22 protein-coding genes are annotated in these 24,878 nt (G+C 71.6%); 13 read left to right on the top strand and 9 right to left on the bottom strand.

The window, feature by feature from the left end:
* Positions 1-69: 69 nt before the first annotated feature.
* Entirely contained in the window at positions 70-1,989 is a 1,920-nt protein-coding gene (locus ACLBYB_RS15355; RefSeq protein ID WP_447699280.1) for a hypothetical protein, read from the bottom strand.
* Between the two features lie 891 nt (positions 1,990-2,880).
* Between ACLBYB_RS15355 and ACLBYB_RS15350 the strand changes: the two genes are divergently transcribed.
* A complete protein-coding gene (locus ACLBYB_RS15350) occupies positions 2,881-3,294 on the top strand; it encodes a hypothetical protein (RefSeq protein WP_447699279.1) in 414 nt (137 codons plus the stop codon).
* A gap of 212 nt (positions 3,295-3,506) precedes the next feature.
* Here ACLBYB_RS15350 and ACLBYB_RS15345 read toward each other — a convergent pair whose 3' ends face one another.
* On the bottom strand, positions 3,507-4,208 hold the full coding sequence (locus ACLBYB_RS15345) for a TetR/AcrR family transcriptional regulator (RefSeq protein ID WP_447699278.1): 702 nt from the start codon (positions 4,206-4,208) through the stop codon (positions 3,507-3,509).
* Positions 4,209-4,289: 81 nt separating this feature from the next.
* On the opposite strand from ACLBYB_RS15345, the gene ACLBYB_RS15340 reads away from it, so the two are divergent.
* Positions 4,290-5,030, top strand: coding sequence for a glucose 1-dehydrogenase (locus tag ACLBYB_RS15340; protein WP_020094818.1), 741 nt, complete (start codon positions 4,290-4,292; stop codon positions 5,028-5,030).
* Between the two features lie 158 nt (positions 5,031-5,188).
* Here ACLBYB_RS15340 and ACLBYB_RS15335 read toward each other — a convergent pair whose 3' ends face one another.
* Entirely contained in the window at positions 5,189-5,698 is a 510-nt protein-coding gene (locus tag ACLBYB_RS15335) for a lipocalin-like domain-containing protein (protein ID WP_042675022.1), read from the bottom strand.
* Positions 5,699-5,871: 173 nt separating this feature from the next.
* Positions 5,872-6,618, bottom strand: a complete 747-nt coding sequence (locus ACLBYB_RS15330) for a glucose 1-dehydrogenase (protein WP_020094820.1) — start codon at positions 6,616-6,618, stop codon at positions 5,872-5,874.
* A 106-nt stretch (positions 6,619-6,724) separates the two neighbouring features.
* Between ACLBYB_RS15330 and ACLBYB_RS15325 the strand changes: the two genes are divergently transcribed.
* The gene (locus ACLBYB_RS15325) at positions 6,725-7,081 is read left to right on the top strand and encodes an ArsR/SmtB family transcription factor (protein ID WP_020094821.1); all 357 of its coding nucleotides are present in this window, start codon (positions 6,725-6,727) and stop codon (positions 7,079-7,081) included.
* Between the two features lie 99 nt (positions 7,082-7,180).
* Here the strand turns inward: ACLBYB_RS15325 and ACLBYB_RS15320 are convergent, their stop codons facing one another.
* Together ACLBYB_RS15320 and ACLBYB_RS15315 are read right to left on the bottom strand one after the other, a co-directional pair.
* Positions 7,181-8,140 carry a UDP-glucuronic acid decarboxylase family protein gene (locus ACLBYB_RS15320; protein ID WP_020094822.1) on the bottom strand — a complete coding sequence of 320 codons (960 nt, stop codon included), beginning with the start codon at positions 8,138-8,140 and terminating at the stop codon, positions 7,181-7,183.
* A gap of 18 nt (positions 8,141-8,158) precedes the next feature.
* Positions 8,159-10,033 (bottom strand): hypothetical protein, encoded by a 1,875-nt coding sequence (locus tag ACLBYB_RS15315; protein ID WP_447699277.1) that lies wholly within the window; start codon positions 10,031-10,033, stop codon positions 8,159-8,161.
* Positions 10,034-10,510: 477 nt separating this feature from the next.
* On the opposite strand from ACLBYB_RS15315, the gene ACLBYB_RS15310 reads away from it, so the two are divergent.
* Positions 10,511-11,062: a PAS domain-containing protein gene (locus tag ACLBYB_RS15310; RefSeq protein ID WP_331298161.1), complete on the top strand. Its 552-nt coding sequence runs from the start codon at positions 10,511-10,513 to the stop codon at positions 11,060-11,062.
* A 158-nt stretch (positions 11,063-11,220) separates the two neighbouring features.
* Positions 11,221-11,427 carry a hypothetical protein gene (locus tag ACLBYB_RS15305; RefSeq protein ID WP_020094825.1) on the top strand — a complete coding sequence of 69 codons (207 nt, stop codon included), beginning with the start codon at positions 11,221-11,223 and terminating at the stop codon, positions 11,425-11,427.
* Between the two features lie 118 nt (positions 11,428-11,545).
* Here the strand turns inward: ACLBYB_RS15305 and ACLBYB_RS15300 are convergent, their stop codons facing one another.
* Both ACLBYB_RS15300 and ACLBYB_RS15295 read right to left on the bottom strand, forming a co-directional pair.
* Complete coding sequence (locus tag ACLBYB_RS15300; protein ID WP_447699276.1) at positions 11,546-11,914, bottom strand: response regulator; 369 nt, start codon at positions 11,912-11,914, stop codon at positions 11,546-11,548.
* 636 nt (positions 11,915-12,550) lie between these two features.
* Positions 12,551-12,769 (bottom strand): DUF6894 family protein, encoded by a 219-nt coding sequence (locus tag ACLBYB_RS15295; protein WP_427510237.1) that lies wholly within the window; start codon positions 12,767-12,769, stop codon positions 12,551-12,553.
* 270 nt (positions 12,770-13,039) lie between these two features.
* On the opposite strand from ACLBYB_RS15295, the gene ACLBYB_RS15290 reads away from it, so the two are divergent.
* Positions 13,040-13,237: a hypothetical protein gene (locus tag ACLBYB_RS15290; protein ID WP_056530425.1), complete on the top strand. Its 198-nt coding sequence runs from the start codon at positions 13,040-13,042 to the stop codon at positions 13,235-13,237.
* A gap of 30 nt (positions 13,238-13,267) precedes the next feature.
* Here ACLBYB_RS15290 and ACLBYB_RS15285 read toward each other — a convergent pair whose 3' ends face one another.
* Positions 13,268-13,870, bottom strand: coding sequence for a TetR/AcrR family transcriptional regulator (locus ACLBYB_RS15285; RefSeq protein WP_020094829.1), 603 nt, complete (start codon positions 13,868-13,870; stop codon positions 13,268-13,270).
* A gap of 172 nt (positions 13,871-14,042) precedes the next feature.
* Between ACLBYB_RS15285 and ACLBYB_RS15280 the strand changes: the two genes are divergently transcribed.
* From ACLBYB_RS15280 to ACLBYB_RS15250, 7 genes are all read left to right on the top strand, one after another.
* Complete coding sequence (locus ACLBYB_RS15280) at positions 14,043-15,212, top strand: isovaleryl-CoA dehydrogenase (protein WP_447699275.1); 1,170 nt, start codon at positions 14,043-14,045, stop codon at positions 15,210-15,212.
* 16 nt (positions 15,213-15,228) lie between these two features.
* Entirely contained in the window at positions 15,229-16,836 is a 1,608-nt protein-coding gene (locus ACLBYB_RS15275) for a carboxyl transferase domain-containing protein (protein WP_447699274.1), read from the top strand.
* Positions 16,837-16,846: 10 nt separating this feature from the next.
* Entirely contained in the window at positions 16,847-17,635 is a 789-nt protein-coding gene (locus ACLBYB_RS15270; protein WP_447699273.1) for an enoyl-CoA hydratase-related protein, read from the top strand.
* 10 nt (positions 17,636-17,645) lie between these two features.
* Positions 17,646-19,664, top strand: coding sequence for an acetyl/propionyl/methylcrotonyl-CoA carboxylase subunit alpha (locus ACLBYB_RS15265; RefSeq protein ID WP_447699272.1), 2,019 nt, complete (start codon positions 17,646-17,648; stop codon positions 19,662-19,664).
* A complete protein-coding gene (locus ACLBYB_RS15260; RefSeq protein WP_447699271.1) occupies positions 19,661-20,575 on the top strand; it encodes a hydroxymethylglutaryl-CoA lyase in 915 nt (304 codons plus the stop codon). The genes ACLBYB_RS15265 and ACLBYB_RS15260 overlap by 4 nt, the downstream gene beginning before the upstream one ends.
* 64 nt (positions 20,576-20,639) lie before the next feature.
* A complete protein-coding gene (locus tag ACLBYB_RS15255) occupies positions 20,640-22,334 on the top strand; it encodes an AMP-binding protein (RefSeq protein ID WP_447699270.1) in 1,695 nt (564 codons plus the stop codon).
* 157 nt (positions 22,335-22,491) lie between these two features.
* Complete coding sequence (locus tag ACLBYB_RS15250) at positions 22,492-24,645, top strand: PAS domain-containing sensor histidine kinase (protein WP_447699269.1); 2,154 nt, start codon at positions 22,492-22,494, stop codon at positions 24,643-24,645.
* The last annotated feature ends 233 nt before the right edge of the window (positions 24,646-24,878 follow it).

The raw sequence follows: 24,878 nt of genomic DNA, 5'->3' as shown, positions 1-24,878 counted from the left end.
AGTGGGGACAGGTCGGTTCGGCCGGCAGCCCCGCGGGTGCTGGACCGCCGCGCGATGCGCGCGGGTCGTTCACGCGAGGCGGGACGACGCGGCGGATCGGGCCGCGAGCGCCGTCAGGACCGTCCGCCCGTAAGCGGTGGTCGCGAGGCTCGCGCGGAGCTCGCGGTAGAGGTCGTCCCTCCCGAGGCGACAGTCGAGATCGGGGCGCGCCGCGAACCCGTCGAGTTCCTCGAGGATGAGCGCGGCGAAGTCGGCGGGCTCCAGCAGGCCCTCGGCGGCATCGAGGACGCCGTACTCCTCCAGGAATCCGCCACTCAGGGTGATCAGGCCATCCCTGTACCGGATCAGCGCGAAATAGACGCCGAACCGGATCATGGCCCGGTCGCGCCAGCCCGCCTCGGCGATGTAGGTCCTCATCATCACGTCGGTGGAGAAGACCTCGTGCTCCCCGTCGCGCTGGGCGAGGTAGTCGCGGAAGACGTCGTGGGCCGTCGGATCGAGGTGGAGCAGCGCCTGCATGGCCGGTGCCAGCGCACCCTGATCGTCCTCGGGCCCCCAGAGCTGGCGATACAGCTTCCTGGCCTCCACCACCCCCGGCTGGACCGCGAGATAAGTCGTGAGGAGTGCGCGCAGCGCCGGAACCACGGCAACGCGCTCGCGGGCGATGCGCGCGAAGAAGGCCGATTCCGTCATCGCCCGCCCGCCGACCTCGAAGGTCAACGCGAGCACGTCGCCCCGCAGGAGCTCTCCCAGATCCGCTCGGATCCGGCCGGTGAGCGCGTCCAGGGCTTCGGCGATGGCGGCGGCCGAGAACGCCGCGACGGTGACCACCGGCTGCGAGCGCGCCAGGAAGCGCCGGACCGCCGACGCGCTCGGGCCTGCCGACGGCCGGGGCCGATAGCCGTCCTCCTCCGGGGTGATCGTCCGGGCGGGCGCCGCGTCGGCGCACCGAGCGCGCGGGATGTAGACGGAGTCGCTGAAGAAGCGGATCTCGACCCGCTCCGCATCCGCCACGTCGGCGAAGGCGGAGACGGCCTTCGCGCCGTCGTAGCGCGCGAAGGAGAAGACGGGCGAGCGCGTGCCGTCCAGGCCGATGCGCTGGAAGTCCGTGGTCCGATCCCAGAAATACCCCGACTTGATCCAGAACGCCCGCTCGTCGGGCTCCCAGGCCACCTCGGTGATCGCGCGCGGAGGCTCGGAGCCGGGCCGCGCGACGAGCGTCGCCGCGCGGGCGACGGGCCCGGTCGTCCAGAGTTCGACGGCCTGTCCGAGGCGGGGAGGGCCGGCGTCACCCGTATCGGCCGCTGCCTCCGGTGGGCCCCCGCGCGGGACGGAGTGCGGCGTGACGGCGTAGCGGCCGCTGGGGCTGAACCAGTAGGGCCTCACCGCGTCCGGCAGCGGGTCGTAGCGCAGCGTCGCGCCGGCCCGTTCGAGCCGACACAGCCCGTAGGCCGACCCGCCCGGCCCGCACCGGAAGCCGATGAAGGCCAGTCGCCCTCCGGGATCCTCGAACAGGTCGCCGTGAATGGTCAGGATGGTCGGCCCGTCCGGGCGCGGCGGATAGGCTTCCTCGGGCGACAGGGACCCGACAGGGCCATCGGCATGCCAGACGAGCCCGCGCCCGTGCTGCAGGATCTCGAGATCCGACGCCCGCAGGACGACGATGTCGTCGAAGTACTGCTCGTCGTTCTTCGGTCCATGGCTCCGATAGACCGCGATCCGGTCGGCATCGCGGGTGACGAACAGCTTGTGATTGAAGGGTCCCTCGCCCGGCAGGCGGCGCCGCACGCGATCCCGGCCCGCCCGCCAGTCGATCAGGCAGATTTCCCCGTCATCGGACAGGCAGACCAGTCCCGCAGCGCCGACCAGGGCGGCGGCCCGGATCGAGTCCTGCGGAAAAGGCAGGATCATGCGCCACCGCCCGCCGTCTTCGACGGCCGCGACCGTGTTGTATCGCTGCTCAGTGCCGGTGATCGCCAAACGGGGCATGCACGATCCTCGTCAGCGCCGGAAGGTTCGGTCGACGGGCACGCCGCCCTCCGGGGACGCCCGATGGCCGCGGAGAGGGGAGGGCGCCGTGACCCGTATCTCCCCGTGCCTCGCACGGATCGAGGGGCGGGCGGTCGAGCCGGTCCTGCACCGTTGTCGAGATCCTGCCGACGCGTCCCGGACGCTTTCCCAAAGACTTCATCCATCTCGCGCAGCGCGCCGGCAGCATCCGTGCCGTCGGCTCCGGGTCCGGGTCCGGCCGGTGTTGCGCCGGAAGAGCACGGGGCTTGTCCATGTCTAGCGCCATCGTATGGTACCCCGCGCTGCAGCGAACGTCACGGCGCGGCGATGAGCTAGTCCTCTGGACAGGGCTACCGGCTCCGACGATGCCATCGGACAGGTTTGGGCACCGTGGCTCTGTTCTGCTGGCTGCGGTTCGCATGACAGAGGGAGCGCCACCGTGAGGCAACGCCGGCGCGCGGCCGTACGGCCGCAGGGCGCGTGTGACAGGAATGAGGACGGGTTCGGCGCATTCCCGGACGCGATCGTGACGGCTCTGGCGCTCCGCGCGATCGACGGCGGCCCCCGGATCGCCCGAGGCACACGCCTTCGACCATGCGGACAAGGGCTGGCGCTCGACCCGGCGTCGACGAAGACGGTCACATGTCGGGCGACGACAGGCCGCCCGACAGCGCCGGGGGCTTCCACGGCCTTCCGGCCTGGCACGCAGCATCATCGAGCACGCGCCACCGGCCGGATACACGCACGGAACAGAATCCACCCATCATGCAGCATCTCCATGGACGAAGCGTGAGGACATCGAAGGCCATGCGCCGTGAGATCACTTTTCTTACCGTGGCAATTCTAGGGTCTTGTCTTGGAGTCCCTGCAATGGCGCAGGAGATGCGCTGGCAGAAGCGGGAAGGGGACGGTCGCGTCCATCTTGCCTACGAGATTCCGGACAGCGGCGCGCAGAGCCTCGCGCTCACCTGCGACACGCGGGGCGGACAGCTGAGTGTCGACTACTACGACGACAGAGACCGCGCTCGGGACGGCACCCGGGCCGAGGTCGAGTTCGCCTCGGAGGGCGGCACGCTCTCGCTGCCGATGCGGGCGAAACAGCTGGAACTCGACGACCAGATCGTGCTCCAGACCACGACAACGTTGACGCAAGACTGGGTGCGGATCCTGTCCGGCAAGACCCTTCGCGTGACGCTCTCTGGCGACACCCAGCGGATCCCTCTGGCCGGCGCCCGGACCGGTCTCGATGCCCTGGTCGCGGGCTGCAGCCGTCCTTCGCGATGACTCGCGATGACGCCGGGGGTCAGATCGTAGTATAAGCGCCGATCATGCGGAGTTCGTCGCTGAATTCCATAATGTTTGTTATGCGAATATCGTTCAGCGGCTCGAAGCTTCTCATCGAAGACGGCATCGCCGACTTCCCGCCGGACGCCTGAGGACGCCGCGCGCCCTCCCCCAGACGATCGGGCCGCCGGCGGGCCGCGCGTGCCGAACCGTCACCGGAGGGGTCGATCGCCCTCACCCCCGACGCGCGCGTCCCACCCCGCCATCGTCAGCCGGGCGACGGCCTCGAGCTCCTCCCGGGTCGCGCCGTCGCGGGCCTGGAGCGACATGCCGTTCTGCACCGTGAGCACGAAGCGGGTGAGTGCGGCGACGTCGACGGCGGCGCCGATCTCGCCCGCCGCGACCGCGCGCGCGAGCCGCTCCGCGACCCGTCGGCGCCCCTCGGCGCGGGCCGCGCGCAGCAACGCGCCGAGCTCCGCCTGCCCCTCGCTGCCGGCAGCCGAGAGCGTCACCATGCAGCCGAGCGGCTCGATGCGGCCGCAGGCGCCGGTGAGCGCGGCGGCCGAATCCATCAGGAGCGCCTCGACGGCCCCGCGCGCCGAGGCGGCAGCGTCGAAGTTGGCCCAGACCATCCCGCCGTACCGGTCGCCGTAGTGGCGCAGCGCCTCGGCGTAGAGCGCCTCCTTCGAGCCGAACGCCGCGTAGAGGCTCGGCGACCCGATCCCCATGGCCGCGGTGAGATCCGAGATGGATGTCGCGGCGAAGCCGCGGCGCCAGAACAGCTGCATCGCCTGATCGAGCGCCGCCTCCCGGTCGAAGGCGCGGGGCCGGCCGCGACCGCGGGCGGGCGCGGCCCGGTCCCCTGCCTGATCCCCTGCCTGGTCCCCTGCCTGGATCGAAGCGGATTTTTGCATCGATCGTTATATAAACCGCTTGACCCGGGCCGGCAACGCATCTAGCCATTTCTGTGTCGTTCATTACAGAAAGAGGCGGACGTGAGTGAGCTGGCAGGCAAGCGCGCCCTGGTGACGGGCGCATCACGCGGAATCGGTGCGGCCATCGCCCTGGCGCTCGCGGACCGGGGCGCGGACGTCGCCATCACGTATGAGCGGTCCGCCGAGCGGGCGGCCGAGATCGTCCGCGCCATCGAGGCGAAGGGCCGCCGCGGGCGCGCCATCCAGGCCGACAGCGCCGACGCCGCGGCGGTGAAGCGCTCGGTCGACGAGGCGGCCGAGAGCCTCGGCGGGCTCGACATCCTCGTCAACAACGCCGGCATCGCCCGCGGCGGCCCCGTCGCGGAGATGAGCCTCGCCGACATCGACGCCATCCTGGACGTCAACGTCCGCTCCGTCGTGCTGGCGTCGCAGGCGGCCATCCCGCACCTGAAGGAGGGCGGCCGGATCATCTCCATCGGCTCCTGTCTCGGGGAGCGGGTCCCGTTCCCCGGGGTGACGGTCTACTCCATGTCGAAATCCGCCCTGCTCTCGTTCACGCGGGGTCTGGCGCGCGAACTCGGGCCGCGCGCCGTCACGGTGAACCTCGTGCAGCCGGGATCGACCGACACCGACATGAACCCGTCCGACGGGGCGCAGGCGGACATGCAGCGGGCGATGACCGCCCTCGGCCATTACGGGACGCCGGACGATATCGCGGCCGCGGTGGCCTTCCTGGCGAGCCCGGCCGCGCGCCAGATCACCGGCACCACCCTCACGGTCGACGGCGGCGCGAACGCGTGAACCTCCGCGGCGGACCGACGGACGCGGGCTCCGTCGCGTCGATCCGCCGATGGCCGCCCCTCCCCGGGTCGGGGCGGCCCTCCTGCGCGGCCCTCCTGCGCGGCCCTCCTGCGCGGCGCTCCCGGGCCGAAGCCCCGGGTCGCGCGCACGGCTCCGGCTCAGCGGACGCGCTCCCACGTGATGGCGATCCGCGTGCCGTCCGGGCGCCGGAAGCTCTCGCTCAGCCGGTCCCCTTCGACGGTCAGGCGAAGCTGCTCGGTCGTGCGCACGTCGCCGACCCAGTTCGGGAAGGTCGAGCCCTCGACGCGGTTGCCGCTGAACGCGCCGTCGGCGTCCACCGTGTAGGTGCCGAAGAACCCGATGCTGCCGGCCATGGCCGCCCGGTTCTCCTCCGCTGTCCCCTGACCGCGCGCGCTCGAGGCGAACCGGGGAATGTCGGCGTCCGTGAGCACCTCGACGAAGTGCATGTCGCGCGTGAACACCAGCAGCCCGCTCGGGCGCGCGCCGTAGGCCGGCGCGTTGCGCCCCTCCGGATCGAGCCGAGCGGACACCATGCGCCACGTCCCCAGCACCTGGTTGGCGGGCTCGGCTCTGGCGGTCGATGCCGCCGCGAGCGCCGTCACGAGCGCCGCCGCGAGCACGGCCAGGCCCCATCTCGATCGGATCATCCCTCCCCTCCCCTTCTGCCCGCGGCAGGCACCGCGACCGACATGGACGGCGCGGCGCTCCACCCTAGCCGCCCCCGTGGACGAAGGCGCCATCGTCGTCGCGTCCTTGTCTCCGCGACGCTGCCCCGGCACGCGGTCGGGCACCGACACGCGCGCAGGCGCAGCGCCGTGGATCAGCGGATGCCGCCGCTGGCCGTGATGTTCTCGCCGGTGAGCCAGCGCGCGTCGTCAGAGGCGAGGAAGGCCACGACGGTGGCGATGTCGTCCGGCTCACCGGCCCGGCCGAGGGGCGTCTGCGCGACCATCCCGGCCTCCATCTCCGAGCCGGAGATGCCGGCCGCGTGCGTGCCCTCGGTCACCACGTAGCCCGGGCTGACGACGTTCACGCGGATCTTGCGCGGGGCCAGCTCGTTGGCGAGCACCCCCGATATGGCGTTCACCGCCCCCTTGGTCCCCGCGTAGACCGCCGCCGCCGGCGTGTGGACGTGCGTGATCGCCGAGGAGACGTTCACGATGCTCCCGCCCTCGCCGAGATGCTTCGCGGCCGCCCGCGTCGCCAGCAGGACGCCGAGCACGTTGACGTCGAACTGGCGGCGGTAGTGTTCCTCGGTGACCTCCTCGATCGCCGCGAACTCGTAGACGCCGGAATTGTTGACCAGCACGTCGAGCCGCCCGAACGCGCGGATCGCGGCCTCGATCACATCCTGCGCCTCGGACGCTCGGGACACGTCGCCCTGGGCCGCGACGGCCCGGCCGCCGGCGGACGTGATCGCGGCCACGACGGCGTCGGCCCCCGCCCTGCTGGACGCGTAGTTCACCACCACGGCGGCGCCGTCCCGCGCCAGCGCCTTGGCGATCCCCGCACCGATGCCCTTCGATGCCCCGGTCACGACGGCGACCTTGCCCGCAAGCTTCGACATGTGTCCTATCTCCGATATGGGCCGGCCGCGGGATGGCGGCCTGAGTCCCATAGTTCGGAACTTCGGAACTAACGGAGCGTCGTTCAAGACCCCATATGGACGAAAGATGAGACCGCTGTTTCACCCCGCCATCGAGGACGTGCGACCCGAGGCCATCCTGCACGCCCTCGCCGACCCGAGCCGCGCGGCCATCTTCGCCAGGATCATGCGGGCGGGATGCGTCGAGGCCTGCTCGGCCGTGTCGGCGCTCGGGGACCGCGTCATCCCGAAATCCTCGTTGTCCAACCACTTCAAGGTCCTGCGCGAGGCCGGGTTGATCCGCAGCGAGCGTCACGGCGTCGAGGTGCGCAACCATTCCCGCTGGGCCGAGGTGGAGGCGCGCTTTCCCGGCCTGCTGATGGGCATCATCAACGCCTACGCGGCGGAGGCCGGCCCCGCCGCAGAGGCTGCCGGACCGCGATAGGGGCCTGGCCCGGATCGGCCGCCTCGAGCGCGCACGGCCGCTCGCCCGGAGCGGCCGACGGTCGGTCAGGACCGATCCCGCCGAGACACGCGCGCCGGATCAGCGCGGCCCGATCGGCTCCGAGGCCAGCAGCGTCTCGAAATACGCGATGGTTCTCATGAGCCCGTCCCGCAGCGGCACGGTCGGGCGCCAGTCGAGGAGTTGCGCGGCCAGGGCGATGTCGGGCCGCCTCTGGCGCGGGTCGTCCACCGGCAGCGGGGCGTGCACGAGCTTCGAGCGCGAGCCCGACAAGTCGACGACGAGTTCGGCGAGCTGCCGGATGGTGAACTCGTCCGAGTTTCCCAGATTGACGGGGCCGGTGATCTCGGCGTCGGTGGCCATCATCGCCTGCAGCCCCAGGACCAGGTCGTCGACGTAGCAGAACGAGCGGGTTTGATGCCCTTCGCCGAAGATCGTGATCGGCGCGCCGCGCAGGGCCTGGACGACGAAGTTGGAGACGACCCGGCCGTCGCTGGGATGCATGCGCGGGCCGTAGGTGTTGAAGATCCGCACCACCTTGATCGGGACGCGGTGCTGTCGGTGATAGTCGAAGAACAGGGTCTCGGCGCAGCGCTTGCCCTCGTCGTAGCAGGAGCGCGGGCCGAGGGGATTGACGTTCCCCCAGTAGCCCTCGGGCTGCGGGTGCACGAGCGGATCCCCGTAAACCTCCGAGGTCGAGGCCTGGAGGATCGGCACGCGGAGCCGCTTCGCCAGCCCCAGCATGTTGATCGCCCCCATGACGCTGGTCTTGGTCGTCTGGACCGGGTCGAACTGGTAGTGGATCGGGGATGCCGGGCAGGCGAGATTGTAGATCCGATCCACCTCGACGAAGAGCGGGTGCGTGACGTCGTGCCGTATGAGCTCGAAGCGCGGATTGTCGAACAGGTGGGCGATATTGCTCTTCCGGCCCGTGAAGAAATTGTCGACGCAGAGCACCTCGTGGCCCTGCTCCAGCAGGCGCTCGCTGAGGTGCGAGCCGATGAAGCCGCCGCCGCCGGTGATCAGGATCCGATCGCTCATCCGTGATGCTCCTGGCGCTCAGAGCCTGGCCGCGTCGGTGGCGGCGCGGGTCCTGAAGAGGGTGAGCCGTCTCAGCCAGTGCGGGCGCGCGGCGCGCCGCTCGGGCAGGTTCCGCTCGACGAAGCTGGCGAACTCTTCGAGGTCGAGATCGAAATCCTCGCGCTCCCGGCTGCCGGGGACATGCAGGGCGTTGGTCGAGGTATCGAGGTCCGTCACCCGCTCGGCGGGGAAGTAGTGACAGGCCGACACGTTCTCGCGAAAGATCTCGGTGTCGTAGATGCGCAGATCGTCCTTCCCGCTGAGCACGGATCGGCTCGATATGACGCATCCGGGCGCGTTGGCGACCCACTTATACTTGGCGAGCCCGGCCCCGAAATGCGTCACGAACAGGTCGGTGTGGAGCGCGGCCACGAGGCTCGCCCCCATCGAGCAGGGCACGAGCGGCAGCAACTCCACGTTGGAGACATCGGCGACCCGTGCGCGGAGCGCCCCGATCAGGTCGAGCTCCTTCCGGACGATGGACGGCACGGTCCCCTCCGCGGGCACGAGGCTCTCGCAGTAGCTCTCGACGTAGCCGCCCGCAGTGCCCGCGAGCGTGTTGTGCCCGTCGACGATGACGAGGAATCTCTCGCCGCGCCGCCGGCCGAGGCGTCGGATCAGCGCCACGTAGCCGTCGAGCTGCCGGACCCACTGGCGGTTCTCCAGGCGCAGCCCGATCAGGACGATCGTGGCCCGGCGCGCCGCTTCCGTCAGGCGGGCATCGAGCGCGGGTTCCGCGCTCCGCGCCAGGGCCGCGAGACGATCGGCCAATCGCTGGCTCACGCGGTAGGACCGGAAGGGCAGGAAGGTCGCCGCGCCGGCGACGGCGGCCTGCAACAGGGGCAGCGGGCCTTCGATCCCGCGATACACCTGCCCGGCGAGCTCCGGGAAGACGGCGTCGACGGGAGAGATCGGCTCGTTGCAGCTCGCGAACAGGAACACCGCCGGCGCGCGACCGAGCGACAGCACGTCGTCGACCGCGGCCAGCTCGTTCCAGATGGCGTGACTGATGTGCGCGTGCTCGAAGACCACCCCGACGCGCGTCGACCGCGCCGCGCCGTCGATCAGCGCCGGCAGGAGGTACTGCCGCCACAACCGCACCTGCACCAGGGTCGCGGCGTCGAACCCGACGCTTCCCAGGTTCGGCCGGGCGTAGGCCGTGTTCGCGCGAACGTCCAGCAGGGCCGACGCGAGGCGCGAGTTCTTGCCGATCAGCGTGCACAGCGTCTCGTTCCGGTCCGCCGCGTAGCCGACAAAGCGGAAGCCCGGCATGGGCAGGTAGATCGAGAAGCGCAGATCGCCGCCGTCCGGATGGGCCGTCTCCTGGCCGCCGCGCGCGACGATCGCCTTCGTCACCAGTTCGGGCAGGTGGGGCGGAGCCCCCGCCGGTGCGGCGTTGAGGCGTGCCAGCGCCGCGTGCATCGCCTGCGCCCGCGGATCGGAACCGCCGCCCGTGACGACCCGGACAGCGTGCTCCGGGCTCGCGGCAGCCGCGCGCGCGAGGGCTTCGATCAGGAGGTGGAGATCCTCGATCATGGCCCGCGTGTTCGACGCGTCGCCGTCGTCGGTGTGGAGCGCCTCGGCCTGCCACTCGAGCGGGCCGGGGCCGTCCCACGGCGCGGCGAGGAAATCCGCAGCGCAGGACGCCAGCGGTGTGCCGTTCGGGTTCAGGAATCGGAACGCGCGCGCGTCGTTCGGACCCAGGAGCGCGACCACCGTGGCGCGCCCGCCGAGATCGATCAGACCCAGGACATCCCAGTCGGGCTCCGTCGGGGCAGGCGCGACGAGCCGACCATCGCGGCTCGCGACCGCCTCGCCCGATCGATGCAGCCTGCGGGTGTGGCGGATGATCATGGGCGCCCGTCCTCGATAGCTCCGTCCGGGTTTGTCGAAGTTCGGGCGTTGCCACAAGGAGGCCCTTGGGCGCGCCCCGGAACAGGCCGATCCGATCGGATGCGCCCGACGCGCCCGCAGTGGACCCGCGTCCCGTCGACGGGGTGAAGGCTGCTAGGCGGCCCGCGATCACCTGTCCCGATGACATAGCAGAGCGGGGTGCCGCGGCGCGCTTCGATCGGTGACGGCGTTGTCGGGTCGCCGGGAGCACTGACACATTGTTGCGGCGGCGCCGAGGAGTTCTTGCCGCGCGTCGCGCCGATCCTGGCCGACACGATCTGCTGCAGAGAGTTGTATATCTGCGGGTCACACCTATACTAGAAGTTGCTAAATTTCCGGCATGGACGGTATGATACTGGTACCGAATATCGATTTTGGTATATCACTACCAGAGATCGGGTTTGTGCGAACCGATTTGCGCCGGAGGAGGCCAGGCTGTTGCAGACTACGGCTGATCTTGCATTGCGCGCGGCCGGCTATGTCGGCGCCTGGACAGCGGACGTGTCGGCGGGACAATCCCTCCTCGACGAGGGGACGGCGGCGCTGCTCGCCGGGGATGCGACCCTGGCCGGGCGCCCGCTGCCCATCGAGATCGCCCTTCGATGCACCCATCCGGACGATCGCGACTGGGTCTTCGCGCGCATCGCCCGGGTGCGCCGGACCGGCGGCCCCGTCTCGGCCGAGTACCGCGTCCTCACGGACGGCGGCGAGGTTCGATGGGTTCTCGACCGTGGCAGCCTCACGCCCGATCCGGCGGGACGGATGCGCGGTCGCGGCATCATCATCGACACCACGGACAGCCACCGCGGCCCCTTCCTTCCGAGCGCGGCGGGCGATCTGCCGGCGGACGACCCGATGGTCCTCGCGATCGATCACCTCCTGCAGGCGCGCGCGGCGATCGTCGCGATGGGCCACCAGCGGCTGCAACAGGTGTCGGATCTGGCGCTGTTCGAGGTCGGGCGAGCGCTGGCGCGGCGCGCTCGGGCGTAGCCGGACGGTCCTGCCCGCGGGACGCCGGCGCGGATCTCCCCGGATTGCCACGGACGCGAGTCAGTGTTCGAGGGCGTGCGCCGGAGCACGGTCGGCGGCCTCGGCCCGTGAGAGCTTACCGACAGGCCGAGAGATCAGTATTCCCGGTGGAGGCTCCGATGGCTGATGCTGCGATCCGCGAGACGATACACCTCGACGAAGGCGACGTGATCGTCCTGCTCCCCGGCAACCTGTCCCCGGCCAGCATCGGCCTGCTCCAGGCCAAGCTCGACGGTTTGGCCGCGGACCTGAACGCGCGGTGCCTGGAGGAAAGCCGCGCTTCCCTCTCGGGATTGGCCGGGCTGGCCGCCTTCCTCGCGAGCTGAGGCCGCCCAGACAGCGCAGCACGGGCCGTCCAGACCGTGCTGCGACGGCTGGAGGACAGGTGCCGCCGGTCGAGACAGCCGCGACATGCCCCCTCGCCCGACCCGGTCGGAAGCGGCCCTAGTGCAGGTGCAGGGCCTTGAGCGCCTTGCGCACCAGTTTCTCCCCGCAGGGCTTGGCGATGAAATGGGCCTCCTCGGGCAGCGCGGTCGCCTCGCGCGGATCGCAGCCCGAGCAGACGATGATCCGGGTCTCCGGCCAGCGTGCCCGGACGGCGTGCGCGAGCGCGCGGCCGTCCATCGTGCCGGGCATGTTGATGTCGGTGTAGAGCAGGACGGCCCCGTCACATGCCTCCAGATGCTGGAGCGCGCCCTGGGCGTGTTCCGCCTCCAGCACCTCGAACCCCAACGCCGTCAGCATGTCGGCCGCGACGAGGCGGCTGAACTCTTCGTCCTCGGCGAGGACGGCGATGGGGCGAGGTCTTGACATGCAGCGGCAACTGCATCGCCCGGTCGCCTGTTTCAGCGTGGCCGGGGATTTTCCGACGCCTGCGACCCTTTCGACAGATCCGGCTCGCCGGCGGCGCTGTCGACCTCCCGACCGCGCACGCGGCGCACGAGGCCAACCCTGCGCGACCCGGGCCGGACGCTTCGGTCACCGATACGGCAAGTCATCGCCGCGCTTGCCGGGCTTCCGGGCGCCGTCGCCGAGATCAGCGGGCGCCGCCGCAGCCTCGTCCTCGACCGATGCGGCACGCGCCTCCAGTGCCGCGCCGACCTGTCCAGGCGAATACCTCACTCAGCCGGCCCCGCGACCGCCGAAATGGATGCCTCGTCTGCGAGAGACTTCATGTCCGGAAGTCGCCCATCGGTCCGGGCGCCCCTGTCGACGTAGAAGCGGCCGCGTCCTGTAGGGCGAAACCTGACTTATGATGCTTGCAACGGTTTGCTACGGCTGATGGTTACTGCTCGCGAAAAGCGTGGAGAGCTCGATGTACGCCTCGGTGCTGGGTGGTCCGGAGATAGCGGTCGAGCCTCCGGGTGCCGGTCCGCCGCCTGAGGCGATCATCCTCCGCGAACACATCCGCCTGATCCTGCGCAAGCTCCCGCGCCCCGCGCCCAGCGCTCAGTACAGCTGAAGGGAACGAAGCACGACACCGTCGGCGGTGTGGATCTCCACGCACCAGCGCTCGTCGGGATCGGGCAACTCGCCCCGTGCGTGCATCTCGGCGATCAGCTGCGTCGCCTCGGCCACGGCGATCTCGATCGAGTTTGCCAGCACGCCCTCCTCGTCCTCGATGACCTCGTCCGGCCCCCTCAGGCGGAAATGGTACCGCTCTACCATGTCGCTCCTGCTCACGCCGTCGGCACGGCATGCCGACCGCGCGAGGGTAGCATCGAATGGCCGGATAAAGCCAAGCTGGCATGCCAAGTCGGGGCCGACCGTGGCGAGATCTGCCCTGGGCGGCGCAGGTTCCCGCCTGTGATCTGCGAGGATGTCGGGGGCAAGGCCGGTGCGCGCCGACGCAGGTTGTTGCGCCGGCCAAGCTCTTAACGCGTCAGGCCTTTTCGCGGCGCATTGTGCGGGCATGTGCCATTGCCCGACGAGTTCGCCATGCATTTCGAGATCCGCGCGACCGACACCCGTCTGTGGACCTGGGTCCTCCTCGATGCGACGCAGATGCCCGTCCTGACATCGGACCGCACCTTCCCCTCGGAAGCCCAGGCCTCGGCGGCGGCGCTGGCCTTCGCCAAGCTCGTCACGCGGGCCGGCAGGACCCTCACCGCCGCACCGCCGGGCGGCCTGATCTGAGGCGACCGCCGTTCCCCGGCGCGACGGGGTCTATGGCTGACGCCTGACGCAACCCCGCAACGCCATGTCGGTGTGCAGGGCGACGATCTCCGCCTTGGTCATCCGGCCGTCGGGCCGGTACCACGTGCAGGCGCTGGTGAGCATCCCGAGGATCGCGTAGCCGGCGACCCGCGCGTCCCGGACGTCCAGCTCCCCCGCCTCCGATCCCCGCTCGAGCAGCGCGACCAACCGGTCTTCGTAGGCCCGGCGCAGGGCGACGATCGCCGCGTAATGCGGCGGGTCGAGCGAGCGCAGCTCGAAATTCGCGATGAAGACCTCCTGCTTCTTCTCGAGATGGTACGTGACGTGGTGCGCCACGAAGGCGCGGAGACGGTCCGTCGGGGTGCCGGTCGCCGTCGCCAGCGCCGCGTCGGTCCGCGCCAGCAGCGTCTCCATGTGGTCGCGGACGATGTCGAACAGCAGATCCTGCTTGCTGCGGATGTGGTTGTAGAGCGAGGCCGCCTGGATCCCGACCTCGGCGGCCAGGGCGCGCAGGGTCATCGCCTCGTAGCCGTGGCGATAGATGAGCCGAAGCCCGGCCCGGCGGATGGCGGCGGCCGTGCGCGGCCCGTTCGATCCGGCGGTGCGACCCACGAAGACACTCCGAAGACAGTTCAGAGCGCAACAGACACCGGGGAATGCTCACGCCGATCCCCGCTATAGGCTAACGAACAACCGTTCGTAAATCGCCTTGCCAGCACCGCTTAACGAACGTACGTTCGTTTCAAAGAGGCGAGTGCCCGATTCTCAGGCGAGGAGACGCGCGATGCCCATCGGCCTGCAGGATTTCGACTTCGGCCTGGGCGAGACGGCCGACGCCCTGCGCGCCGAGGTGGAGCGCTTCGCGCGCGCCGAGATCGCCCCCCGCGCGGCGGCGATCGATGCCAGCAACGCGTTTCCCGCGGACCTCTGGCCCAAGCTCGGCGCCCTCGGCGTTCTGGGCGTCACCGTCGAGGAGACCTATGGCGGCGCCGGCATGGGCTACCTCGAGCACGCCGTGGCCATGGAGGAGATCAGCCGGGCCTCGGCCTCGGTCGGGCTGTCCTACGGCGCGCATTCCAACCTCTGCGTGAACCAGATCCGCCGCAACGGCACCGAGGCGCAGAAGCGCCGCTACCTGCCGAAGCTGATCGCGGGCGAGCATGTCGGCGCGCTCGCGATGTCCGAGCCGGGCTCCGGGAGCGACGTCGTCTCCATGCGGCTGCGGGCCGACAGGCGCGACGACCGCTACGTCCTGAACGGCACCAAGATGTGGATCACCAACGGTCCCGACGCCGACGTCCTGGTGGTCTACGCCAAGACGGATCCCGAGGCCGGCCCGCGGGGGATCACGGCGTTCCTGGTCGAGAAGGATTTTCCCGGCTTCTCCACCGCGCAGAAGCTCGACAAGCTCGGCATGCGCGGCTCGAACACCTGCGAGCTGCTGTTCCGGGACTGCGCGGTACCGGAGGAGAACGTCCTGGGCGCGGTCGGGCGCGGCGTCGGCGTGCTGATGTCGGGCCTCGACTACGAGCGCGCCGTGCTGGCCGCCGGGCCGCTCGGCATCATGCGCGCCTGCCTCGATGTCGTGCTGCCCTACCTCCACGAGCGCCGGCAGTTCGGTCGGCCGATCGGCGAGTTCCAGCTCATGCAGGGCAAGATCGCCGACATGTACACGGCGACGAACGCCGCCCGGGCCTACGTCTACGCGGTGGCGCGGGCCTGCGACCGCGGGCGGGCGACGCGCCGGGACGCCGCGGGCGCGATCCTGTTCGCGGCCGAGCGCGCGACCGCGGTGGCCCTCGACGCGATCCAGGCGCTCGGCGGCAACGGCTACATCAACGACTATCCGACCGGCCGCCTGCTGCGCGACGCCAAGCTCTACGAGATCGGCGCCGGCACGAGCGAGATCCGGCGGATGCTGATCGGCCGCGAATTGTTCGCCGAGACGGCATGAGCGGGGAGCGGGCGCCATGCCGGTGATCGAATCCGCTCTGGATCCGCGCGCGCCCGAGGCCCGCGCCAATGCCGAGGCCATGCGCGCCCTGGTGGCGGACCTGCGCGCGACCGCCGACCGCGTCCGGCTCGGCGGCGGGGAGGCCGCGCGGGAGCGCCATCGCGCCCGCGGCAAGCTCCTGCCCCGGGACCGGATCCGTGCGCTGATCGACCCGTTCTCGCCGTTCCTGGAAATCGGCCAGCTCGCCGGGCACGGCCTCTACGGCGGCGAGGTCCCCTCGGCCGGGATCGTCACCGGCATCGGCCGCGTCGCGGGGCGCGAGTGCGTGATCGTCGCCAACGACGCGACCGTGAAGGGCGGCACCTACTTCCCGATGACGGTGCAGAAGCACCTCCGGGCGCAGGAGATCGCGCAGCAGAACCGGCTGCCCTGCCTCTACCTCGTCGACAGCGGCGGCGCGCATCTGCCCAGCCAGGACGAGGTCTTCCCGGGCCGGGACCATTTCGGCCGCATCTTCTACAACCAGGCGACGATGTCGGCGCAGGGCATCGCCCAGATCGCCGTGGTGATGGGCTCCTGCACCGCCGGCGGCGCCTACGTGCCGGCGCTTTGCGACGAGTCGATCATCGTCCGCGGCCAGGGCACGATCTTCCTCGGCGGGCCGCCGCTGGTGAAGGCCGCGACGGGCGAGGTGGTCAGCGCCGAGGAGCTCGGGGGCGCCGACGTGCACGCCCGGATCTCGGGCGTGACCGACCACATGGCGGAGACCGACGCGCACGCCCTCGGCATCGCCCGCCGCATCGTGGCCAACCTGAACGCGGTGAAGCGCCCCGCGCTCGCGCCGCGGCAGCCCGAGCCGCCGCGCTACGCCGCCGAGGAGATCTACGCGGTGGTGCCGGCCGACCGCCGGACGCCCTACGACGTGCGCGAGGTCATCGCCCGGCTGGTGGACGGCAGCGACTTCGACGAGTTCAAGCGCCTCTACGGCCAGACCCTGGTCTGCGGCTTCGCCCATATCTGGGGCTACCCGGTGGGGATCGTCGCCAACAACGGCATCCTGTTCTCGGAGAGTGCTCTGAAGGGCGCCCACTTCGTCGAGCTCTGCGCCCAGCGCGGCGTGCCCCTGGTGTTCCTCCAGAACATCACCGGCTTCATGGTCGGCCGGCGCTACGAGGCCGGCGGCATCGCCAAGGATGGGGCCAAGATGGTCACCGCCGTCGCGACCGCGGCGGTGCCGAAGTTCACCGTCCTGATCGGCGGCAGCTTCGGGGCCGGCAATTACGGCATGTGCGGGCGGGCCTACGGGCCGCGCTTCCTCTGGATGTGGCCGAACGCGAGGATCGGCGTGATGGGCGGCGAGCAGGCCGCCTCGGTCCTGGCCACGGTCCGGCGCGACGGTGTCGAGGGCCGCGGCGGCACGTGGTCGGCGGAGGACGAGGCGGCGTTCAAGGCGCCGATTCGGGCGCAGTACGAGGAGCAGGGCCACCCCTACTATTCCAGCGCACGGCTCTGGGACGACGGGGTGATCGACCCGGCCGACACGCGCCGCGTCCTGGCGCTCGGTCTCTCGGCGAGCCTCAACGCGCCGATTCCCGAGACCCGCTTCGGCCTGTTCCGGATGTAGGAGGCGCGGGATGAGCGGCACCTTGCTGGAGGCGGTCGACGAGCGCGGGGTCGCCACCCTGACGCTCAACCGTCCGGAGCAGCACAATGCCTTCGACGACGGCCTGATCGCCGCCCTCACCGCGTCCCTGCACCGGCTGGGCGCCGCTCCCGGGATCCGGGCGGTCGTCCTGGCGGGCGCCGGCCAGAGCTTCTCGGCGGGCGCCGACCTCGCCTGGATGCGCCGGATCGCCGGCCAGTCCTTCGACAGCAACCTCGCCGACGCCGCCGGGCTCGCGGGGCTGATGCACAGTCTCGACCGGCTGCCGAAGCCGACGCTCGCCCTCGTGCACGGGGCGGCCTACGGCGGCGGCGTCGGGCTCGCCGCCTGCTGCGATATCGCCATCGCGGCCGAGAGCGCGCGGTTCTGCCTGAGCGAGGTGCGGCTCGGCCTGATCCCGGCGACGATCGGCCCCTACGTGGTCAACGCGATCGGCGCGCGCTGGGCCCGGCGCCTGTTCCAGACCGCGGAGGTCTTCTCCGCCGAGCGCGCCCGGGCGATCGGCCTCGTGCACGAGGTGGTGCCCGACGACCGGCTGGAGGCGGCCGGCGCGGAGGTGCTGCGCGACATCCTCCGGGGCGCCCCGGGCGCGCAGGCCGAGGCCAAGGACCTCGTCTTCCTGTGCGAGGGGCGGCCGGTGGACGCCGACCTGGGGCGCGAGACGGGCCGGCGCATCGCCCGGCGCCGGGCCTCGGACGAGGGGCAGGCGGGCATCGCCGCCTTCCTCGACAAGCGCTTAGCCCCGTGGCGGCGGGACTGAGGGGGCGGCCATGTTCGGCAAGATCCTCATCGCCAACCGCGGGGAGATCGCCTGCCGGGTGATCGCTACCGCCCGGCGCCTCGGCATCGGCACGGTCGCGGTCTATTCGGAGGCGGATGCCGGCGCCCGCCACACCCGGATGGCCGACGAGGCGTGGCCGATCGGGCCCGCCCCGGCGCGCGAGAGCTACCTCGTGGCCGAGCGGATCCTCGACGTCGCCCGGCGCGCCGGGGCGGAGGCGATCCATCCGGGCTACGGCTTCCTGTCGGAGAACGCGGACTTCGCCGGCGCCTGCGCCGGGGCCGGCCTCGTGTTCGTCGGCCCGCCACCCGCGGCGATCCGCGCCATGGGCTCCAAGGCCGAGGCCAAGGCGCTGATGGAGCGCGCCGGGGTCCCGCTGGTGCCGGGCTATCACGGCGCCGCGCAGGATGTCCCGGTGCTGAAGGAGGCGGCCGCCCGGATCGGCTACCCGGTCTTGATCAAGGCCTCGGCCGGCGGCGGCGGCAAGGGCATGCGCGTCGTCGAGGCCGCCGCGGCGTTCGAGGCCGCGCTGACCGGCGCGCAGCGCGAGGCGCGGGCGTCCTTCGGCGACGACCGGGTGCTGATCGAGGCGTACCTGACCCGCCCCCGGCACATCGAGATCCAGGTCTTCGCCGACAGCCACGGCAACACCGTCTCGCTGTTCGAGCGCGACTGCTCGATCCAGCGCCGCCACCAGAAGGTGATCGAGGAGGCGCCGGCCCCGGGGATGGATCCGGTCCGGCGCGCGCGGATGGGCGAGGCCGCGGTCGCGGCGGCGCGGGCGGTCGGCTATGTCGGCGCCGGCACGGTGGAGTTCATCGCCGAGGGCGAGACCTTCTACTTCATGGAGATGAACACCCGGCTCCAGGTCGAGCATCCGGTGACCGAGATGGTCACCGGCCTCGACCTGGTGGAGTGGCAGCTGCGCGTGGCCGCGGGCGAGCGGCTGCCGCTCGGCGCCCCGGATCTGGCCCTGCGCGGCCACGCGATCGAGGCGCGGGTCTACGCCGAGGATCCGGCGCGCGATTTCCTGCCGGCGGTCGGCACCCTCGCCCACCTGCGCCAGCCGCCGGAGGTGCCGGGGCGGGTGCGGGTCGAGACCGGCATCGTTCAGGGCGACCGGATCACCCCGGATTACGACCCGATGATCGCCAAGCTGGTCGTCTGGGGCGAGGACCGGGCGGCCGCGATCCGGCAGCTCGCGGCCGCGCTCGCCGCCTACGAGGTGGTCGGCGTGACGACCAATCTGGATCTCCTGCGCGCCGTCGCCGGCCACCCCGCCTACCGCGCGGCCGACCTCGACACCGGCTTCATCGCCCGCCACGCCGACGACCTGCTGGCGTTGCTCGCGACCGGTGCGGTCGATCCCACGCTCTGGGCCGCCGCCGCCCTGACCGTCCTGCGCGACCGGCGCGCGGCCGTCGCGGCGCAGGCGCGGGCGAGCGGCGACCCGTGGTCGCCCTGGGCCGATCCGGATGCGTGGCGGATGAACGGGGCGGGCTACCAGGACCTGCAGTTCCGCCACGGCGACGCGCCGCCCGTCACCCTGCGGGCATGCCCCCTCCCCGACGGCAGCGCCCGCCTCGACCTGCCGGGCGGCACCGTCCTGGCGGCGCTCGCCGAGGACGCCGAGGGCGAGCAGCTGATGCTCGACGGCGTCTGGCGCCGGCTGCGCGCGGTCCGCCGCGGCGCGGAGCTGACGGTGATCGTCGGCGGCCGGAACGCGACGCTGGTCCACGTCGATCCCCTCGCCCCGCCCCGGACCGAGGCGTCCGGCAGCGACCGGGTGACGGCGCCCGTGCCGGGCCGCCTGACCCAGCTCTGGGTGCGGCCCGGCGATGCCGTGGAGAAGGGCGCGCCGCTCGCGGTGATCGAGGCGATGAAGATGGAGATCACCCTCCGCGCGCCGCAGGCCGGCACCGTCGCCGAGACCCGCCACGCCGTCGACGACATGGTCGAGGAGGGCACCGAGATCGTCACCTTCGCGGCGGAGGAGCGGCCCGCATGAGCTATCCGGCCCGGGTGCAGGTGGTCGAGGTCGGGCCGCGCGACGGGCTCCAGAACGAGCCCGCGCCGGTGCCGATCGCCGCCAGGGTGGCGCTGATCGAGGCCCTGGCCGAGGCCGGGCTGACCCGCATCGAGGCCGGCAGCTTCGTGTCGCCCCGATGGGTGCCGCAGATGGCCGACACCGCGGAGGTTCTGGCGCGGCTGCGCCCCCGGCCCGAGGTCGGCTATTCCGTGCTGGTCCCGAACCTGCAGGGCCTGGAGCGGGCCCTCGCCTCCGGCGTCCGGGAGGTCGCGGTGTTCGCCGCCGCCTCCGAGAGCTTCTCCCGGCGCAACGTCAACGGCTCGATCGCCGAGACCCTCGACCGCTTCGCCCCGGTGCTGGAGGCCGCGCGCGCGCGAGCCCTGCGGGTGCGGGGCTACGTCTCCTGCGTCCTGGGCTGCCCCTACGAGGGCGACGTCGCGCCGGCGGCGGTCGCCCGCGTCGCCGCGTCCCTCCACGCGATGGGCTGCCACGAGATCGCCCTCGGCGACACGATCGGGACCGGGACGCCGCGCGCGGCCCGGCGGCTGGTCGAGCGGGTGGCCGCCGACGTGCCGCTGCAGGCGATCGCCCTGCACTTCCACGACACCTACGGGCAGGCCCTGGCCAACATCCTCGCCTGCCTCGAACTCGGCGTGTCGGCCGTGGACGCCGCGGTGGCGGGACTCGGGGGCTGCCCCTACGCGCCGGGGGCCGCCGGCAACGTCGCCACCGAGGACGTCGTTTACATGCTGCGCGGCATGGGCATCGAGACCGGGATCGATCTCGATGCCCTCGCCGCGGCCGGGCGGTCGATCGCGTCCCAGCTCGGCCGGGAGCCGGCCTCGAAGGTCGCCCGCGCGCTGGCCGCCGCGCCGCCGCCGACACCCTGATCGAAGGGCGGCCTCGGACAGCGCTGCGGCGGCGCGCGCGTTCGGAGGAACGAGGGAGGACGACATGAGCGACCGGGCGGTGAGCTATGTCCACGGGGCGATCGGCGAGCCCCTGCTCGGCCTGACCATCGGCCAGGCCCTGGATCGCGCCGCCGCGGCGTGGCCGGATCACCTGGCGCTGGTCGCGCACGCCCAGGGCGTCCGATGGACCTGGCGCGAGCTGAGGGACCAAGCCGACGCCTTCGCGGCCGGCCTGCTCGCCCTCGGCCTCCGGCCCGGCGACCGCATCGGGATCTGGTCGCTCAACCGCGCCGAGTGGGTGCTGACCCAGTTCGCCGCCGCCCGGGCGGGGCTGATCCTGGTGACGATCAACCCGGCCTACCGGCTGTCGGAGCTAAAATTCGCGCTCAACAATGTCGGCTGCACCGCCCTGGTGACGGCGACGGCGTTCAAGACCAGCGACTATCTCGGGATGCTCGGCACCCTGGCCCCCGAACTCGCCGCCTCCGGGCCGGGCCGGCTGTCCGCCGCCCGCCTGCCGCACCTGCGCACGGTGATCCAGATCGGCGGACCGCCGGCCCCGGGGACGGTCCCGTTCGACGCGGTCGCGGCCCGGGGCGATGCGGCCGGCACCGGCGCCCTGCGCGACCTCGCCGACGCGATGCAGTTCGACGACGCGGCCAACATCCAGTTCACCAGCGGCACGACGGGCGCCCCGAAGGGCGTCACGCTGACCCACCACAACATCCTCAACAACGGCCACTTCGTCGGCCGCGCGATGCGGCTGACCGCCGAGGATCGGATCTGCATCCCGGTGCCGCTCTACCATTGCTTCGGCATGGTGATGGGCAATCTCGCGGCCCTGACCCACGGTTGCGCCATGGTGTTTCCGGGCGAGGGCTTCGACCCGCGCGCGACGCTGGAGACCGTGCAGGCCGAGCGCTGCACCGCGCTCTACGGCGTGCCGACCATGTTCATCGCCGAGCTCGACCATCCCGAATTCGCGCGCTTCGATCTCCGCTCCCTGCGGACCGGGATCATGGCGGGCGCACCGTGCCCGATCGCGGTGATGCGCCGGGTCGTGGAGCAGATGCACATGCGCGACGTCACCATCGCGTACGGCATGACCGAGACCAGCCCGGTGAGCTTCCAGAGCTCGAGCGACGACCCGCTGGAGCGGCGCGTCACGACCGTCGGCCGGATCCACCCGCATCTCGAGGTCAAGATCGTGGATCCCGAGGGACGCGTGACGCCGCGGGGCGCCCGCGGCGAGCTGTGCACGCGCGGCTACTCGGTCATGCTCGGCTACTGGGGCGATGCCGCGCGGACCGCGGAGGTCCTCGACGACGCCGGATGGATGCACACCGGCGACCTCGCGACGCTGGATGCGGAGGGCTACTGCAACATCGTCGGCCGGATCAAAGACATGGTCATACGCGGCGGCGAGAACATCTATCCGCGCGAGATCGAGGAGTTCCTCTTCCGGCATCCGCAGATCCAGGATGTCCAGGTCTTCGGGGTCTCCGACCCGAAATACGGGGAGGAGCTGTGCGCCTGGATCAGGCTGCGCGACGGCGAGACCCTGTCGGAGCCGGCGGTGCGCGCGTTCTGCGCGGGGCAGATCGCGCATCAGAAGATCCCGAAATACATCCAGTTCGTCGACGCCTTCCCGATGACGGTCTCCGGAAAGATCCAGAAATTCGTGATGCGTCGGTGCGTGGAGGAGCAACTGGGCCTCGCGCGATCCGAGACGGCCTGAGCCGGTCTCCGCGAATGCTGTCATCGCCCGGCGGAACGAAGATTTCGTCGTCCGATCGGGCTTGAACGTTGCTGCGCGCGCCGCGAGCGGACATGCTGGCGCGCGACATCACCGAGGCGGCGTATCAGTGTCGGCATGGCCACAGGGCGACGGCGAGATGGCCGCGCGCATCCGCGACTTCGGCTGGGAGCGGACGCCGCTGGGGCCGGCCGCCCGCTGGCCGGAGCGCCTCAAGGTGATGGTCGAGCAGGTGCTCGCCAGCCCGCTGGTCGCGTCCCTCGTCTGCGGGCCCGAGCGCCTCCTGATCTACAACGACGCCGCCGCCCGGCTCTACGGCGCCCGGCACCCCGAGGGTCTCGGCCGGCCGCTCGCGCGCACGTTCCCGGAGGGGTGGGCGACGGTCGCGGACTTCTACGCGCGCGCCTTCGCGGGCGAGGCCGTGCAGGTGGCCGGGCAGCCGCTGGACACCCGCGGCGAGGGCGCCGCGGAGGACGTCTTCGACGCGCTCCTCGTGCCCGTGCGCGACGCCGACGGGAAGGTCATGGCCGTCCACATGACCGGCTTCGAGATCGGTGAGCGCCTGCGCGCCGAGGCCAAGCTGCGCACGAGCGAGGCCCGGTACCGCAACCTCTTCGACGCCATCGACGAGGGCTTCTGCACCATCGAGGTCCTGCTCGACGCGGCCGGGCGGGCGGTCGACTACCGCTTCCTGTCCGTGAACGCGGCCTTCGAGCAGCAGACCGGGCTCCGCGACGCGGTGGGCCGGACGGTCCGGGCGCTGGCGCCCGACCTCGAGCCGCACTGGTTCGAGACCTACGGCCGGATCGTCCGAACCGGCAAGGCGGAACGCTTCGAGGACCGCGCCGACGCGCTCGGGCGCTGGTACGAGGTCTACGCCTTCCCGATCGGGGCGCCGGAACGGCGGCAGGTGGCGGTCCTGTTTAAGGACATCCTCCAGCGCAAGCGCGCCGAGGATCGGCTGCGCGCGAGCGAGGAGCGGTTCCGCGCCCTCGTCACGGCCAGCTCGGACGTCATCTACCGCATGAGCCCGGACTGGAGCGAGCTGCGGGTTCTGGAGGGCCGCGGCTTCCTGGCCGACACCGTCACCCCGAACGACGACTGGCTGAGCGCCTACATCGATCCGGCCGACCAGCCGCGCCTGCGCGAGGCCATCCAGCGGGCGATCCGATCCAAGACGATGTTCGAGCTGGAGCACCCCGTCCGGCAGGCGGACGGGAGCCTGGGCTGGGCGCTGTCCCGGGCCGTGCCGCTGCTCGACGATGACGGCGAGATCCGCGAATGGTTCGGCGCCGCCAGCGACGTGACCGCGCGCAAGCGGGTGGAGGACGATCTGCGCGCGAGCGAGGAGCGGTTCCGCGGGCTGGTCGAGGGGTTCGGTCAGTTCAGCTGGGAGGCCTCGGCCGAGGGCCTTATCGAGGTCGACAGCCCGGGCTGGCGCGCGTTCACCGGGCAGCGCCCGGACGAGTGGCTCGGGCGCGGCTGGATCCACGCGATCCACGCGGACGACCGGGCGCTCACGGAAGCGAAGTGGCGGCAGGCCGTCGCGACGCGGACGGCGGTCGATCACGAGTATCGCCTGTGGCACGCCCCGAGCGCGTCCTGGCGGTGGTCGAACGTCCGCGCGGTGCCGATCACGAACCCCGACGGGTCGATCCGCAAGTGGTCGGGGGTGAACATCGACGTCACGGACCACCACAGGCTGCTGGCGCGCCAGGAAGTGCTGATCAACGAGCTGCAGCACCGCACGCGCAACCTCCTCGGCGTCGTCAGCGCCGTGGCGGGCAAGACACTGCGGCAGGGCAGCTCGGTCGAGGCGTTCGAGGCGCGGCTGCAGGCGCTCAGCCGCGCGCAGGGCCTGCTCAGCCAGTACGGCAGCGACTCGGTCGAGGTGGGCGCGCTGGTGCGCGCCGAGCTGGCCGCCTACGTCGACGGCGCGACCGACCGCATGACCGTCGCCGGCCCCGAGGTGCACCTGACCGCGCGACAGGTGCAGAACTTCGCCCTCGCCGTCCACGAGCTGACGACCAACGCGGTCAAGCACGGGGTGCTCAAGACCGGGACCGGCCATCTCAGCGTCACCTGGGAGATCGTGCGCGACCGGCGCGAGCGCCGCCGACTGGCCCTGTGCTGGATCGAGAGCGGCCTGCCCGCGCAGGCGGCGCGCGTCACCCGCCGCGGCTACGGGACCGAGCTGATCCAGGAGGCGCTGGCATATGCCCTGGGCGCCACGGTCGAGTACGCGCTGGACCGCGACGGCGTGCGCTGCCGCATCGAGATGCCGGTGTCCTAGGTCGCGCGAAGGCCGCGATGCGCGCGCGATCCGTCAACGTTGGTCAGCGGCTTCCGCGATCACGAGACCGTCCACCCGAAGCATTCAAGCATCATCATCGCGGATCCAGCGCGGAAAAATCCAACGACAACCGTTACAGCGCGATCTACCGCGTCCCGACCGGCAGATATTATCGTCCGACGGCGGCCCCAGTTACGATCGTAACCAAAAACTCTTCCGACAGACACGAAGCG

The sequence above is a fragment of the Methylobacterium sp. D54C genome, assembly GCF_053345595.1.
This window is presented reverse-complemented; position numbering and strand designations above follow the sequence as displayed.

What these genes read in the sequence shown, in the direction of transcription:
- ACLBYB_RS15355 (WP_447699280.1), bottom strand. Translation starts at nt 1,989, where the DNA reads ATGCCCCGTTTGGCGATCACCGGCACTGAGCAGCGATACAACACGGTC.
- ACLBYB_RS15350 (WP_447699279.1), top strand. Translation starts at nt 2,881, where the DNA reads ATGGCGCAGGAGATGCGCTGGCAGAAGCGGGAAGGGGACGGTCGCGTC.
- ACLBYB_RS15345 (WP_447699278.1), bottom strand. Translation starts at nt 4,208, where the DNA reads ATGCAAAAATCCGCTTCGATCCAGGCAGGGGACCAGGCAGGGGATCAG.
- ACLBYB_RS15335 (WP_042675022.1), bottom strand. Translation starts at nt 5,698, where the DNA reads ATGATCCGATCGAGATGGGGCCTGGCCGTGCTCGCGGCGGCGCTCGTG.
- ACLBYB_RS15330 (WP_020094820.1), bottom strand. Translation starts at nt 6,618, where the DNA reads ATGTCGAAGCTTGCGGGCAAGGTCGCCGTCGTGACCGGGGCATCGAAG.
- ACLBYB_RS15325 (WP_020094821.1), top strand. Translation starts at nt 6,725, where the DNA reads ATGAGACCGCTGTTTCACCCCGCCATCGAGGACGTGCGACCCGAGGCC.
- ACLBYB_RS15320 (WP_020094822.1), bottom strand. Translation starts at nt 8,140, where the DNA reads ATGAGCGATCGGATCCTGATCACCGGCGGCGGCGGCTTCATCGGCTCG.
- ACLBYB_RS15315 (WP_447699277.1), bottom strand. Translation starts at nt 10,033, where the DNA reads ATGATCATCCGCCACACCCGCAGGCTGCATCGATCGGGCGAGGCGGTC.
- ACLBYB_RS15305 (WP_020094825.1), top strand. Translation starts at nt 11,221, where the DNA reads ATGGCTGATGCTGCGATCCGCGAGACGATACACCTCGACGAAGGCGAC.
- ACLBYB_RS15300 (WP_447699276.1), bottom strand. Translation starts at nt 11,914, where the DNA reads ATGTCAAGACCTCGCCCCATCGCCGTCCTCGCCGAGGACGAAGAGTTC.
- ACLBYB_RS15295 (WP_427510237.1), bottom strand. Translation starts at nt 12,769, where the DNA reads ATGGTAGAGCGGTACCATTTCCGCCTGAGGGGGCCGGACGAGGTCATC.
- ACLBYB_RS15290 (WP_056530425.1), top strand. Translation starts at nt 13,040, where the DNA reads ATGCATTTCGAGATCCGCGCGACCGACACCCGTCTGTGGACCTGGGTC.
- ACLBYB_RS15280 (WP_447699275.1), top strand. Translation starts at nt 14,043, where the DNA reads ATGCCCATCGGCCTGCAGGATTTCGACTTCGGCCTGGGCGAGACGGCC.
- ACLBYB_RS15275 (WP_447699274.1), top strand. Translation starts at nt 15,229, where the DNA reads ATGCCGGTGATCGAATCCGCTCTGGATCCGCGCGCGCCCGAGGCCCGC.
- ACLBYB_RS15270 (WP_447699273.1), top strand. Translation starts at nt 16,847, where the DNA reads ATGAGCGGCACCTTGCTGGAGGCGGTCGACGAGCGCGGGGTCGCCACC.
- ACLBYB_RS15265 (WP_447699272.1), top strand. Translation starts at nt 17,646, where the DNA reads ATGTTCGGCAAGATCCTCATCGCCAACCGCGGGGAGATCGCCTGCCGG.
- ACLBYB_RS15260 (WP_447699271.1), top strand. Translation starts at nt 19,661, where the DNA reads ATGAGCTATCCGGCCCGGGTGCAGGTGGTCGAGGTCGGGCCGCGCGAC.
- ACLBYB_RS15255 (WP_447699270.1), top strand. Translation starts at nt 20,640, where the DNA reads ATGAGCGACCGGGCGGTGAGCTATGTCCACGGGGCGATCGGCGAGCCC.
- ACLBYB_RS15250 (WP_447699269.1), top strand. Translation starts at nt 22,492, where the DNA reads ATGGCCGCGCGCATCCGCGACTTCGGCTGGGAGCGGACGCCGCTGGGG.